At 37.6% G+C, this 13705-nt stretch carries 13 protein-coding genes; 8 read left to right on the top strand and 5 right to left on the bottom strand.

Annotated elements, in window-relative coordinates; genetic code table 11:
- Positions 1-215: 215 nt before the first annotated feature.
- Together RBQ60_RS10870 and RBQ60_RS10865 are read right to left on the bottom strand one after the other, a co-directional pair.
- The gene (locus tag RBQ60_RS10870) at positions 216-581 is read right to left on the bottom strand and encodes a VOC family protein (RefSeq protein ID WP_307883725.1); all 366 of its coding nucleotides are present in this window, start codon (positions 579-581) and stop codon (positions 216-218) included.
- 34 nt (positions 582-615) lie between these two features.
- On the bottom strand, positions 616-2139 hold the full coding sequence (locus tag RBQ60_RS10865; protein WP_307883724.1) for a hypothetical protein: 1524 nt from the start codon (positions 2137-2139) through the stop codon (positions 616-618).
- 341 nt (positions 2140-2480) lie between these two features.
- Here RBQ60_RS10865 and RBQ60_RS10860 point away from each other — a divergent pair, with 341 nt between their 5' ends.
- The 4 genes from RBQ60_RS10860 (at position 2481) to RBQ60_RS10845 (ending at position 5579) form a co-directional block, all read left to right on the top strand.
- Positions 2481-2690 (top strand): hypothetical protein, encoded by a 210-nt coding sequence (locus RBQ60_RS10860; protein WP_307883723.1) that lies wholly within the window; start codon positions 2481-2483, stop codon positions 2688-2690.
- Between the two features lie 254 nt (positions 2691-2944).
- Positions 2945-3484, top strand: a complete 540-nt coding sequence (gene rbr, locus RBQ60_RS10855) for a rubrerythrin (RefSeq protein WP_307883722.1) — start codon at positions 2945-2947, stop codon at positions 3482-3484.
- 169 nt (positions 3485-3653) lie between these two features.
- Positions 3654-4352 carry a DNA/RNA nuclease SfsA gene (sfsA, locus tag RBQ60_RS10850; RefSeq protein WP_307883721.1) on the top strand — a complete coding sequence of 233 codons (699 nt, stop codon included), beginning with the start codon at positions 3654-3656 and terminating at the stop codon, positions 4350-4352.
- Positions 4353-4415: 63 nt separating this feature from the next.
- Positions 4416-5579, top strand: a complete 1164-nt coding sequence (locus RBQ60_RS10845; RefSeq protein WP_307883720.1) for a D-alanyl-D-alanine carboxypeptidase family protein — start codon at positions 4416-4418, stop codon at positions 5577-5579.
- A gap of 179 nt (positions 5580-5758) precedes the next feature.
- On the opposite strand, the gene RBQ60_RS10840 is transcribed toward RBQ60_RS10845, so the two are convergent.
- On the bottom strand, positions 5759-6910 hold the full coding sequence (locus RBQ60_RS10840; protein ID WP_307883719.1) for a GGDEF domain-containing protein: 1152 nt from the start codon (positions 6908-6910) through the stop codon (positions 5759-5761).
- Positions 6911-7186: 276 nt separating this feature from the next.
- Here RBQ60_RS10840 and RBQ60_RS10835 point away from each other — a divergent pair, with 276 nt between their 5' ends.
- Positions 7187-7768: a LysE family transporter gene (locus RBQ60_RS10835; protein WP_307883718.1), complete on the top strand. Its 582-nt coding sequence runs from the start codon at positions 7187-7189 to the stop codon at positions 7766-7768.
- A 387-nt stretch (positions 7769-8155) separates the two neighbouring features.
- Here RBQ60_RS10835 and RBQ60_RS10830 read toward each other — a convergent pair whose 3' ends face one another.
- Together RBQ60_RS10830 and RBQ60_RS10825 are read right to left on the bottom strand one after the other, a co-directional pair.
- Entirely contained in the window at positions 8156-8377 is a 222-nt protein-coding gene (locus RBQ60_RS10830; protein WP_307883717.1) for an alpha/beta-type small acid-soluble spore protein, read from the bottom strand.
- A 135-nt stretch (positions 8378-8512) separates the two neighbouring features.
- Positions 8513-9184 (bottom strand): Crp/Fnr family transcriptional regulator, encoded by a 672-nt coding sequence (locus RBQ60_RS10825; RefSeq protein ID WP_307883716.1) that lies wholly within the window; start codon positions 9182-9184, stop codon positions 8513-8515.
- Between the two features lie 118 nt (positions 9185-9302).
- Here RBQ60_RS10825 and RBQ60_RS10820 point away from each other — a divergent pair, with 118 nt between their 5' ends.
- From RBQ60_RS10820 to RBQ60_RS10810, 3 genes are all read left to right on the top strand, one after another.
- On the top strand, positions 9303-10004 hold the full coding sequence (locus tag RBQ60_RS10820) for a 4Fe-4S binding protein (RefSeq protein ID WP_307883715.1): 702 nt from the start codon (positions 9303-9305) through the stop codon (positions 10002-10004).
- A 542-nt stretch (positions 10005-10546) separates the two neighbouring features.
- Positions 10547-11731 carry a cation:proton antiporter gene (locus RBQ60_RS10815; protein ID WP_307883714.1) on the top strand — a complete coding sequence of 395 codons (1185 nt, stop codon included), beginning with the start codon at positions 10547-10549 and terminating at the stop codon, positions 11729-11731.
- Positions 11732-12142: 411 nt separating this feature from the next.
- Positions 12143-13384 (top strand): cation:proton antiporter, encoded by a 1242-nt coding sequence (locus RBQ60_RS10810; protein WP_307883713.1) that lies wholly within the window; start codon positions 12143-12145, stop codon positions 13382-13384.
- Positions 13385-13705 lie beyond the last annotated feature (321 nt).

Genomic DNA, 13705 nt, shown 5'->3' with positions numbered 1-13705 from the left:
CATCCCAACAAACATACATGGCGTTAGGATAATAAGCATCCCATTTTTCAGTAATCTCAAGCATCCGTTCATGTGCAACTGCTTCTTAGGGTGCCTGATAAATGGCTTTAAAATCTGTAGCAGATTTTCTTATCCTTATCTGCTACATAAAAAAATGAAAAGAAGAGTAAGTTTTACATCGAATAAAAAGGGTGGCTATGAGCCACCCGATTTTTTTACCATTTAGGAATTACTTCAATCCAATAATTGTCGGGATCGTTAATAAAATAGATTCCCATTTCAGGATTTTCAAAGCAAATACAATCCATTTCTTTATGCTTTTCATGTGCGGCATCAAAATCTTCGGCCTCAAAGGCAAGATGGAACTCATTTTCTCCTAGGCTATATGGCTCCACACGATCTTTGAGCCAAGTCAATTCTAAAGTAAAATCTGTTACGCCGTCACCTAGATAAACTAATTTCCAGCTGCCGTCAGGGGATTCTAGTCTCCGAACTTCCTTTAAACCAAGGGCATCTTCATAGAATTTCATGCTTTTTTCCAAATTTAAAACATTAAAATTATAGTGGTTAAATGTGAACATAAGCCGCCTCCTTTTTCTTCTGTGTCATTATACATTAGTGATGGTCATGATCGTGACCGCAGTTACAATCGTGATGGTGGTGGTCGTGACCACAGGTGCAATCATGATTATGATGATGCTCGCCTTCAGGACTTGCTAAGGACTGGTATCCGTTATCGGCAAAAATCATACCCACCTTATCGACAATTAGCACCTTTTGCTCATGGGAAGATGCATTGTCAATGGCTTCCATCATACGATCCATAATATCTTGTACCGTGCAAACGGGGGGCAGCGCACCCATAAGGGTTTGCATAGCCACTTTTCTTGTTTGTACAGGTAAAGTTTCAAAGCTGTTTCTTGTTTTCTCGATAAAGGTATCGAATAAAATATTTTTGTCATCTTGGGTGGCAGGTGGTAAGTTTCCAGGCAGGTCGAAATGGAAGAGTTCATCATTCAGACTTCCAAAGAAACACTCACGAATAAATTCCTCTGTCATAAGAACTTTTTTGGTATCTTCGCCAAAGCCTTCAAAAGAACCAATTTTTTGTAGTAGTTCATACTCCTGACGGCCAATTTCGTTTGCATGATCGATAACGGGTTCTACCGCATGTTCAAGCTGTTCGTTTAAAGTATCTAAATAAGCCGCTTTTTCTGTTAGATTCCATTCACCGCCAACAAATTCGCAAACAGCATGGTATAAATCGGCGTAGGAAACATCCTTTTGCGTCAACTCGGTAAAAGTATAGGTGAGAGAAAGCATTAAAATCAAAGAGTTGATATCATGGAGGATACAAGAGAAATATTCCTCAATTTCTTCTAAGCTTTCAAACAGCTCATTCATCTCTTCATATGCTGTGGCAAGGTCTTCATCGGTTAGCTTGTGGGGCAAAAGCATACGTTTTGTACCCAAAGCCTCTGCAATTTTGCCGAAATATTTCCCATAAAGAGGGTTGGTTTCGGGGCAGCAAAAACCTTCAAAAGCTTTCAAGGATATTGCGATAAACTCCTTGCTTTCCCCTGCAAAGGCAACGTTTAAACACTGTTTTACCTCAGTGTAAAACTTATCTCTGGCAACCCAAAGGGGGATACACTTTAAAAGTTGACCCATATAGCTTTTTTGATCCAATACTGTTTCTGCACTTTCCATAAAAGCATGACAATCTGCAAAGAATAAGGACCAATCAACCTGTTTTTGAACCACATTATCCTCTACATATTTTCTTAATGCAATTTGGTCGCTAATTAGTGTGGAAATGATATTCCACTGGGAAAAATAACTATATATTGTTTCATATATAGATAAAAGACGTTTTTTCAGTTCCATACATTCTTCCAAAGCTTGAATACGCCCTTGGGCATCGCCCTCCAGCAAATCTTCTAAGTTTAGAAGATGACTGCGGATTTCCTTTCTAATTTCGGCAACGTCTTGTGGAATATCAAAGGGAAGGGCAGTGACACCTTTTTCCTCCTCCTCCATAGCGCTCAATAAAAGCAACAACAGGCTGCCTACAGCTTGCTGATAAATATAGTCTGCTGAAAGATGTCTTATATGTTCCTCTGTTGCATGATTAGCCAAAAGAAGATCTCCTTTCTAAATTTCAAATTTCAAAACAAGTTTCCCATATATTATAAAAGAATTATTGGAAAAGTACAATGAATCTTTTCATTAGAAAAACAAATAGTATTTCATTTTGTTTCAAAAATAGCATTTTTTTTATGAAACAGAAACGCCTTAAATATTGGAAAATAAATCTATGCAATAATTCTAATTTAAATTAATATTAAGATTTGTTTAAAACAGTCGATTTATTTCTATGTTATAATACTTCCGGGAGCCGACTAGCTGTTTCTCGAAAGAAAAAGTTCTTTTGATGCTATTTGATCGGAGCAAAGAATAAAAGAAAAAGAGGGGGAAGTATGAGCATTGTATTATTAGTAGGTGTTTTAGGAGTAATTTGTATATTCGGAAGTATGGTATTAGCAGGCCTGGGCATATGGACCTTGGCTATAAAAAAAGATTCGCTGCCTAAATGGGGAATTGCCCTTTGGCTACTCATAGTCTTAGCTGGTATAATTCTGATTGTGGGAGGGCTTAGTCTTCTTGGGATTTTTGGAAATTTGGTCTAAAGTTAAGATGAAATTAAGCTATTTGTGTGTCATAGAATTGGATATTTCCTGGAAAGCTTGCAAAGTGTAAAGGCTTTCAGAACTACAGGTACTTGAGATATCTGTAGTTTTGCGTTAATCAGGATATAAGTTTGGGAATCTGAGCCTTGCTTTTATAAAGGGTCAGAGGTTTTAGTATAATCCATCCATATTAGGTATTATATTCTTGGCTTAGGGAAAACTGAGAAGGAAATATATCTTAGGAGGGACGATACATGGAGTTAAGAGGGAGTAAGACAGAACAAAATCTTCTTGCCGCTTTTTCAGGTGAGTCAATGGCGGCAAACCGTTATACTTTTTATGCGGAAAAGGCTCATGAAGAGGGTTATGAACAAATTAAAGGTGTTTTTGAGGAGACTTATGCCAATGAGGTTCAGCATGCAAAAAGAATTCTGACCTTTTTAAATGGTATCGGTACTACAGAGGCGAACCTAAAGGCTGGAGCCTATGGCGAACACGAAGAATGGACAGAAATTTATAAGGCGATGGAAGCAACGGCAAAGGAAGAAGGTTTCACAGAAATTGCCGCTTTCTTTAAAAACGTTGCAACTGTGGAGAAAGAACACGAAGAACGATATCAGGCTTTACTCAAATTAATGCAGGATAAAAAAGTATTTTCAGGGGATGATAGCACCGTTTGGGTTTGTATAAACTGCGGCTATGTCTATGTGGGCAAAGATGCTCCTAAAAAATGCCCTGTATGCCTGTATCCTCAAGCATATTTTGAAAGAAAAGCAGAAAATTATAAAGAGTAACTTTTTTGGGGTATACACCCATTTTCAATAAGTAAGGGGGAGGTTACCCTCCTCATACATATGATGAAACGAATGTTTGAAAAGATAAAAATAAAGGCTGCCTTTTATATGCTAGGCGTTTTTTGCAAAGGGATATACCATAAGGCAGGCTACTAATGAGGATTAAAAAATGGTTTATAAAAATATGAAGGAAGCTCTTTTTATAGAGCGGACGAACCGGTTTTCAGCTTTTGTTTTGTTAGAGGGCGAAACGATACAGGTTCACGTAAAAAATACAGGACGATGCAAAGAGCTATTGATAGAAGGTGCAAAGGTTTTTTTGGAGCCATCTGATAATCCAGAGCGAAAAACAAAGTACTCCCTAATTTCCGTTTATAAGGGGGATACCTTGGTTAATATTGATTCTCAAGCCCCAAACCAAGTGGCGGCTGAGGCTTTATCAGAGGGGAGAATTCCTGAAATTGGGGATGTGACCCTTCTGCGGCGGGAGGTTAAATTTGGTGGTTCTCGTTTTGACTTGTATTTTGAGTCAGGGCAGCGTCGTGGGTTTATTGAGGTGAAGGGAGCCACTTTGGAAGAGGAAGGAATTTGCAAATTTCCTGATGCTCCAACTGCAAGGGGAAGGAAACATGTTTTGGAATTAATTGATGCCGTTGAAGCAGGTTTTGAGGCTTATATTTTATTCGTAATCCAGATGGAAGGTACAAAGGCATTTTATCCCCACTGGCAGCGGGATGCTGCTTTTTCTGAGGCTTTGGTGAAGGCGGAGAAGGCTGGTGTGAAGATATTGGCATACGATTGCAAGGTAACTGTTGACTCTTTGCATCTTTTACAGAAAGTTTTCTCATCACTGGAATGGATAAGATAGGGTATATCCATCCTTCTCAGGACATAGACTATTAAGGAATATAGTCTTTGGGGAGGAACGTGCATGAAAAAGAGGATATTGGCGGCAGTGACAGCATTTTTCTGTTTTCTGGCGCCCTTTTCTGTTTGTGCGGAAGAAGGCAGCGACAGCGGCTTGCAACTACAGTCCAAAAGCGCTGTTTTAATGGAGCAGGCAACGGGTACGGTAATTTATGAAAAAAACAGCCATGAGGCAATGCCCCTTGCCAGTGTAACCAAGGTAATGACCTTGTTGCTCATTTATGAGGCTCAAGCGGATGGTAAGTTCGCATGGACAGATTCCGTTCAGATCAGCGACCATGCGGCAAGTATGGGTGGATCTCAAGTTTTTTTGGAGCCAGGAGAAACCCAAACGGCAGCGGATTTGACAAAATGTATCGCCATTGCATCCGCCAATGATGCAGCGGTGGCTATGGCGGAATTTGTTGCTGGCAGTGAGGAAGGGTTTGTAGAAAAGATGAACGAAAGGGCAAAGGAGCTGGGCATGGAGGACTCCGTGTTTGTCAATGCCTGTGGATTGGATGCTGATGGCCATGTTTCCAGTGCATACGATATTGCATTGATGAGCCGTGAGTTGATGAAGAATTTTCCTGAGATTAAAGAATACACAACAACCTGGATGGATACCATTACCCACAAAACAAGAAAAGGTGAAACTGAATTTGGTTTAACCAATACCAATAAACTAATCAAATGGTATGAGGGGGCAACGGGGCTTAAAACAGGCTCTACAGGCAAAGCGCTATATTGCCTCTCTGGAACAGCAGAACGCAATGGTTTAAGTTTAATTGGCGTTGTTATGGCAGCCCCAGATTTTCGGATTCGGTTCCAAGAAGTCATGAAGTTGCTTGATCATGGTTTTGCAAACTATACTGTAGAAAAGGGTTATCCTATTGGGCAGGATATGGGCTTGATTCCTGTGGAAAAGGGAATGAAAGAAGGGGTAAATGCTGTTGTAAAAGATGAAATTTCTGTGTTGATGGGCAAAGGTAGTAACGGAGAATGGGAAACAAAAACAGAGCTTTTGCCATCTGTAAAGGCACCCATCGCCCAAGGAACGAAGGTTGGCGAAATGATTTACACCTTAGATGGAAAAGAAGTAGGCAGAACAGACCTAGTAGCCTTGGAAGCTGTGGATAAGGCAAGTATACATATGATGCTTGAACGGATGATGAAACTTTGGTGCTAAGGTAGCACTAATAAACCACCAGCTCTGCTGGTGGAATAAAATGTTTAGAGCAGTAGTAAACCTCCTTTGATAAGATTAAAGTGGTTCCCCAACCGCTAAATAATCAAAGGAGGTTTTGTTATGACTGACATAAAAAGTTTATCACATAGGGGTTGATTGAAAAACGAACCAACTCAAGTCTAAAAACTGCTTAAATCATAAGAATTATTTTTTCTTTCCTGTTTATCGCAGTACATTTTTTTGTCCGCTGCCTGAACAAGGCTTTCGATGGTGGTTGCATTATCCTCACCATAAATGGAGTAACCCACACTAAGGGAAAGTTTGTAGGGCAGACATTGGGAAACTTCAAAAAGGGCATGCTCAACCTGGTCCAGACAGGCTACAATCTCCTTTTCGTCTTTTGATAAGATTACCGCAAATTCATCCCCGCCATAACGGGCGAGAAAGGCATTTTTATCTGTAAAAACGTTCTTTAATATTTGGGCAACAATCACTAAAGCTTTATCCCCTTCGATATGACCAAAGTTATCATTAATTCTTTTGAAGTTATTGATATCAAAGAAGATTAAAAAAATATTTTTACTTTTTATATGATTGGAATGTTGCAAAAGATGTTGTTGAAATTGCCTGCGATTATATAACTTTGTTAGCGGATCTAGAAAAATTTCTGCTTTCATCATACTAAGATATAGCATGACGATAGAAATGACAATGGAAGGAGCGGTAGTACGCATCCATGGAAAAAACATTTCCAAGGCTTTACCCAGTAAGGGAATTGTGGAGTAAATAAATAGATGAAGGTAAATTCTTCTCTTTTCACATATATTTTCTTTTCTATACCTTGCATATGAAGTCATTGCACTTGCTAAAATGTAGCCATAAACCATGAAGTTTTGTAGGAAATATAAATCTCCTTGGTTATAATGATTTCTTTCATCCACATAAAATATCCAGTGGTGAAAAGATGAACTTAAAGTCACCCCAGTCCAAATAATTAACGGTAAGAGAAACAGGAGATTTGAAGAAGAATTACATTGTGGGTTTTCCTGAACTTCATTAAAAACAAAAATAAACCAATAAAAGCCGCCTAATGCAGTAGAGGTAGAACACACCATTATAACAAAATAATGAACCCATATTGCACTTTGTGCGGTGGTTTCCTTCATAAAACATTGCAAAGTATTTGCAGCCAAGGTTAAAATAATGAAAAAGATGACATTATAAAAAAATCTATGGTTATTCTGTTCCTGTACTGCTGTTTTGCCATGAAAAATGAGCAGTACAAACAAGATGATGCCTAATATATTTATTTCGGCAATACCTGTGTTCATATGTCTCCCCCCAAAGTTGCTTTAAAAGCATCGGCGTAATTATGTAAAATGCATGGATTTCAATGAATAACCCTGTTAGAGTTGGTCTATTTGTGGAATTTCAAATAACAGGAACGAACTGATTGACACAATGTATTTAAACTAGTACAATATAAAAATTACAACCTTTTAGTCTAATTTAATTAAATGAAATAAAAAGAAAGATTTAGTAAATTGTGTTGAAAAGCAAAATCTTATGTAAGAAATATAGAAGATAAATGGATGGAGGTAGACTTTGTGTTTAATTGGATTAATTTTGTAACCTATGCAGTCATTACCACAGCAACCCCTGGCCCCAATAATATTATGTCTATGTCAAATGCAGGACGAGTGGGATTGAAGAAATCCTACCCTTTCAATTTGGGAATATGGGTGGGCTTTATGGCCGTCATGATTATTTGTACTGTGTTAAGCAGTGTACTCCATGCATTGATGCCTATTATTAAGACCCCTATGCTCATTGTTGGGGCGGGATACATGCTATACTTGGCATATACCACTTTTAAAAGATCAGGAGAAATTGAGGAGAGACAAGTAAAAAATGGCTTTGTTTCAGGCTTGCTTTTACAGTTCATTAACCCCAAAATTTATATTTATGGCATGGTTTCCATGGAATCTTACATATTACCTCATTTTCAAAACAGCCCAATTCAGCTTCTTGGCTTTGCTATTTTACTGGCTACCATCGGCTGCTTTTTCAATCTTTGCTGGGCTACTTTTGGCTCTGTATTTAGGCTTTTATTTTCCCGCTATGCAAAGGTAACCAATACGGTAATGTCATTACTTTTGGTGTATTGCGCTTTTTCCTTATTCGCATAAGGCGAAATCTTTACCAGAGTTCTATCCTTATAATAGCAGCATAATAGCAGCCATTTTTCATTTACCATAGGTGGATGGAGAAGACTGCTTTTATTTTTTTGTTTACCAAGGTACTTTATTATATGCGAAAAAAAGTGATGTGTTAAGAGAGATACTGGGTTATAAATTTATAAGTCATATCTATTCTTCTGACGCTAAAAAAATAAGAATAGGCTCTTTAAACAATGGGGTTAAGGACTGGGAAAATAAAAAGGGTTGCATTGATAGTAAATTTAATATGAAAAAGAGCCTGAAGTATAAATACTTCAGGCTCTTTTTTGCCTCAGACAGGAGTCCTTAGAGGCCATGCTCAAAGCTTAGTGCCTTTCGTAACTAAGGGTATTGTGATTAGCCCTGAGTTTTACCAGCCATAGCTTTTTCCTGAGCTTCGATCATTTTTTTAACCATATAGCCACCAACATAACCGTTCTGTGCGGATGTTAAGTCGCCATTGTAGCCTTTTTTCAAAGGTACGCCGATTTCGTTCGCAACTTCATATTTGAACTGTTCCATTGCTGCTCTTGCTTCGGGTACGTTCATTTTATTACTTGTGCTGTTTGTTCCACTCATTTTAATTACCTCCTTGAGAATAACTTTTTTTGTGTTGCACTAATAGTATTACACCGTCGTTTATTATTATGTAGGAACATATTGGAACGACTATCGGTAGATTTTAGCAATGTTTTTCTTGTGAAGGAGGTTTTTTTAATGGGTAAAATTATCTTTTAAATGAAAGTTATTTTTATGATAGCTTAAATAATCTTCCTTTTGCAGCTTTGACAGCTCCTGTGACATGGCACTGCGATCAACAGCCAAATATTCCGCCAACTGTTGACGATTAAAAGGGATTTGAAATTTTGGTGATCCTGCTTTTAAAGATTCCGCAGAAAGGTAGGAAAGTAATTTTTCTCTTGTTGTTCTTTTTGTAATATGATCAATTTTTCCCGTGAGCATTAGATTTTTTTCTGCCAAAACTGAAAGCAAATTTCGGATCAAACGAGTATGAAAAACGCAGGCAGAGGAACAAGTATTCAAAATTCTTTTGATATCCAAAAATAAAACGGAAGTAGGTTCAACGGCAAGAACACTTACGGATAGGCCTTGGTTTTGGGAACATGCGAAGGATTCTGCAAACATTTGGGAAGGTGTTACATCGCTGAGTATGGTTCTGTTGCCCCAAAAATCGTCTTTTAGAATATGGATGCGCCCGGATAAAACCAGACCCATATAGCCTACAGGGTCTCCTTGACGAAGAATCAACTCATTTTTGGCATATTTTTTTTCTACAGCAGACAGACAGCTTAGCATGGACTGCAAATCCTTAGTGTCGATGCCCGAAAAAAGCGGTGACTTTTTCAAAATAGAAAGAGAAATCATAAAAAACTCCTTTTCGTTGTATTTCCAACAGAAACTATATGGTTATTATAGTATTCTATACCCAGAAAGACAAGACAATGAAAAAATAATTTTATAAATATATTTGGAGGTAATGAAAATGATTAGAAGAATTATTGAAATTAACCAAGATAAATGTAACGGTTGCGGATTATGTGCTACAGCGTGCCATGAAGGAGCAATTGCTATGATTGATGGTAAAGCACAGTTAATTAGAGATGATTATTGCGATGGCCTTGGGGATTGTTTGCCCACTTGCCCTACGGGGGCAATACAGTTTGTGGAAAGGGAAGCATTGCCCTATGACGAGGAAGCAGTTAAGAAAAACATGGCAGCAAAGGCTCATGCTTGCAGCTGTCCAGGAAGTCAATCCCGTACGTTGCAGCCTCAGGCGGTTCAGAATAGTTCTAAAGAACAGCCAGTGGCAGGGGTAGTGGGAAGCCAGCTTCGTCAATGGCCAGTTCAAATTCAATTGGCTCCCATTCAGGCGCCATACTTTGATGGAGCAAACCTCTTAATCGCTGCAGATTGCTCTGCTTATGCCTATGGCGATTTTCACAACAAATTCATGAAAAACAAGGTGACATTGATCGGTTGCCCTAAATTGGATATGGCTGACTATGCCGAAAAACTGCAGCAGATTATTATGCAGAATGATATTAAAAGTGTAACCGTAGTAAGAATGCAGGTCCCTTGCTGTGGCGGCATTGAAATGGCCGTAAAAACCGCACTACAAAATAGTGGAAAATTCCTTCCTTGGCAGATTGTAACCATTTCAACCCAAGGTGAAATTATCGCTTAAAGGGAAGTAGTTTCCCCCAAAAAAGTAATGTAGAGTAGGTAGTTCTCGAAAAGCCCTATTGTTTCGCATAAGTTGCGTTGCAATATGGGCTTTTTTCATGGTTTTAGTAAAAATAATGGAATTAGGAAAAAATCGATACTTTGCAACGTTAATTTTTTAGAATTACAGATTCTAGTTTTATTCATGCACATTTTAAACTTTACAAAGGTTTGTTTTGACCTTTAAATAATTGCTGGGTAAGGCTAGAAATTTTCTTTAAAAAATGTCTGAAGAAGAACACGTAAATTGCCTAAGTTTTTTGTTAACCGATGCTTTTTGATTTTAGGAGAACCGCTTGATTATATACGACTTTCGTTGTCGATATTACGCAAGCATTAAATAGGTACAGAATGAATCATTTAAGAAAAAAATTCAAATAAATTTCCTAGAAATACATAAACTAAACCTAATTTGAAAATATCTTTGTATGCTTTACGATAAAAAGCTTTAATATTTAGTTTCAAAAAAGAAATTGCTTTATGAAGTGAAAGGAGAAGAAGACCTTGGAATCTTATGATTTTTTAATGGTTTTGGCATTAATTTTGTTATCCACAAAAATGTTCGGACTAGCCACAGAAAAAGTGCATTTGCCTCAAGTTGTTGGCGCCCTTATTGCTGGTATTATTCTTGGACCCAGTGGATTTGGCATTTTAAGAGAAACGGAATTTCTATTGAAAGCCTCGGAAATCGGCGTCATTATGCTCATGTTTACCGCTGGACTAGACACAAATTTAAATGAGCTTAAAAAGACTGGTCTAATGTCTTTTTTGATTGCCATTTTTGGTGTTCTCGTTCCCCTTGTTTTCTGTGGAGGCTTATATTACTTCTTCTTTTCAGAAAGCTATACCTATACAAATTTATTGAATGCTGTCTTTATAGGGGTTATTTTTTCTGCAACGTCTGTTAGTATCACAGTGGAAACATTGAGCGAGATGGGGAAAATAAAAACTAGAGTTGGAACCACCATCATAAGTGCTGCTATTATAGATGATATTATTGGCATCATTATGTTATCAATCATTTCAGGGCTAGGCAAAAAAGGTGGCGGCAACCCTATGGAAGTGGTGGGTAAGATTTTTGGCTTTTTTGTTTTTGTGGTGGCAATTGGTTTAATTGTCCATTATCTGTTCAAAATGCTAAATGAACACCACGGCAAAAGCAAGCGGGCTGCAGTCTGGGCATTAGCATATTGCTTTTTGATGTCCTATGGAGCAGAAGAATTTTTTGGTGTGGCTGATATTACTGGGGCATATTTTGCAGGCCTAATCCTTTGCAATATTGCAAAAACGAAGACTTTTGTGGCAGAAAAAATTGCGATTGCTTCTTACCTTGTATTCTCTCCAGTGTTTTTTGCAAGCATTGGTATCAAAACAAATATAACGGGGCTAGGGAAACAAGCCTTACTTTTTGCGGCAATCCTTTTCGTTATTGCTTGTGCTACAAAGATTATAGGCTGTGGAGGGGGAGCTAAGCTTTGTAAAATGACAAATCAACAAGCTTTGGGCGTGGGAGTAGGTATGATGTCCAGAGGTGAGGTTGCATTGATGTTGATTCAAAAGGGGGTAATGCTTAAATTGGTAGAGGAGAGTATTTTCCCTGCCCTTGTTTTGGTTATTATCGCTACAGTATTGGTTACACCAGTTTTTCTAAATTTGGTAATGAAAAATTATTCGGAACACTTATCCTAGTGAAGTTTAAATAAGCGGTATCCTCTTGTTGGGGAACCGCTTTTTAAAATGCTAAAAGCAAATTGTAGAGTGTATATTTTTGCAAATAATATGCTTATTGGTGCAAAGATTTCGTTATGTTTTTGAAAAAGTGCATTATATAAATTTTTGTGGAATATCTACAAAGTGATGATAAAAATTGGAAACAGAAAAAGCTGTAAAAAGATTGACAAAAAAGGAGGTATAAATTTTTTGTTAAAAAATATACTTAAGAATGCTGAAAAAAAACAAGATATATACCATAAAATGTAAATTATCTGAAATAACTACCTAAAATTATGAATTATTCACTCGTATATTTTATGTTAAGAAACTTTTCCTGACCTTGTAAAATAAAAAATAGAGGCATATAATTCTTTCCATGGTGGTTGGATGAAGCAATATGTACAAATAAATAAGAAAAGAGATGATAATATAATGGAATCCTACGATTTTTTATTGGCGATCGCCTTGATTTTATTGTTCACGAAAGTATGTGGTCTGATGACAGAGAAGATTAACTTACCTCAAGTTTTAGGTGCCCTTGTGGCCGGTGTTATTCTCGGGCCCAGTGGATTTGGAGTTCTTCAAGAAACCAGCTTTTTAATGACTGCATCAGAAATTGGTGTAATCATGTTAATGTTTAGTGCAGGGTTAGGGACTGATGTTAAGGAGCTGAAGAGGGCTGGAGGAACAGCATGTCTTGTTGCAGCCTTAGGCGTACTCCTGCCAACCATTTTCTGTGGGGGGATTTACTATCTCTATTTTGGAGACAGTCTTACATATGCGAAATTAATTGAAACCATATTTATCGGTGTTGTTTTTTCAGCAACTTCGGTTAGTATTACTGTTGAAACGCTAAGTGAAATGGGGAAAATCAAATCTAAGGTAGGTACAATTATTATTGGTGCTGCCATTATTGATGATATTGTCGGAATTGTTGTTTTGTCCGTTATTTCTGGTTTGAGCCAGGGCGCTTCTGCGAATCCATTGTTGGTATTGGGTAAAATTCTAGGCTTCTTTGTGTTTGTAGCAATTGTGGGCACAATTGTAAATAACTTATTTAAAATACTGGATGCTTATCATGGAAGAAGCAAGCGAGTTGCCGTTTGGTCTCTTGCGTTTTGTTTTCTGATGGCTTATGTGGCTGAAGAATTCTTTGGCATTGCGGATATTACAGGGGCGTATTTTGCAGGTCTGACCCTTTGCAATATTACAAAAACAAGGGACCATGTTGGAGAGAAGATTTCAATTGCATCTTACCTATTCTTTTCCCCAATATTTTTTGCAAGCATTGGGCTCAACACCAATATTACAGGGCTGGACGCAAGAACCCTCCAATTTGCGGTTGCACTTTTTGTGGTGGCCACCCTTACAAAGATTATTGGTTGTGGATTGGGAGCAAAGGCTTTCAAAATGACAAATCAGCAGGCCTTAGGCATTGGGATTGGTATGGTTTCCAGAGGAGAAGTTGCCCTGATGGTTGCTCAAAAGGGCTTAATGTTAAGTTTGGTTACGGAAAAAATTTTCCCGGCCCTAGTTTTAGCCATCGTCGCTACGGTGTTTATAACGCCGATTCTTTTAAATATCGTAATGAAAGACTATGACGAAGAAGAAGAAGGATTTTCATGTTAATTTAAAACTTATGATTCACTACGATTTTACCATGATGAAAAAGGTATCTACGAAATTTTTGTAGATACCTTTTATTCATATAATAATTCCTTCAAGGTTTAAACTTAATGTAATTAATTAGGTAGAAAAGGAAAAAAAGTTGGAATTGGGGAAAAGTTAATATGGAACAGGAAAAGAGGACGAACAAAAAAATAGAATTTACTTTCCCTTCTTAAGAGAATTTTAGAACTAATGTTTGCATAATTTGCTATACTTTTTGGAACAGGTGTGTTATACTTTGTAAGTAAATATTCAATCGTTTATTCTAAAAAGGCTCGTCTA

The sequence above is a fragment of the Anaerotignum sp. MB30-C6 genome (assembly GCF_030908465.1).
In the GTDB taxonomy this organism is placed as follows: Bacteria; Bacillota; Clostridia; order Lachnospirales; family Anaerotignaceae; genus Chakrabartyella.
The sequence above is the reverse complement of the archived record's forward strand: the minus strand, read 5'-3'. Positions and strand labels throughout refer to the sequence as shown.

Coding starts and splice junctions, on each gene's coding strand:
- RBQ60_RS10810 (WP_307883713.1), top strand. CDS start 12,143: ATGAAGCAATATGTACAAATAAATAAGAAAAGAGATGATAATATAATG.
- RBQ60_RS10830 (WP_307883717.1), bottom strand. CDS start 8,377: ATGAGTGGAACAAACAGCACAAGTAATAAAATGAACGTACCCGAAGCA.
- RBQ60_RS10860 (WP_307883723.1), top strand. CDS start 2,481: ATGAGCATTGTATTATTAGTAGGTGTTTTAGGAGTAATTTGTATATTC.
- RBQ60_RS10845 (WP_307883720.1), top strand. CDS start 4,416: ATGAAAAAGAGGATATTGGCGGCAGTGACAGCATTTTTCTGTTTTCTG.
- RBQ60_RS10870 (WP_307883725.1), bottom strand. CDS start 581: ATGTTCACATTTAACCACTATAATTTTAATGTTTTAAATTTGGAAAAA.
- rbr (WP_307883722.1), top strand. CDS start 2,945: ATGGAGTTAAGAGGGAGTAAGACAGAACAAAATCTTCTTGCCGCTTTT.
- RBQ60_RS10840 (WP_307883719.1), bottom strand. CDS start 6,910: ATGAACACAGGTATTGCCGAAATAAATATATTAGGCATCATCTTGTTT.
- RBQ60_RS10825 (WP_307883716.1), bottom strand. CDS start 9,184: ATGATTTCTCTTTCTATTTTGAAAAAGTCACCGCTTTTTTCGGGCATC.
- RBQ60_RS10820 (WP_307883715.1), top strand. CDS start 9,303: ATGATTAGAAGAATTATTGAAATTAACCAAGATAAATGTAACGGTTGC.
- sfsA (WP_307883721.1), top strand. CDS start 3,654: ATGGTTTATAAAAATATGAAGGAAGCTCTTTTTATAGAGCGGACGAAC.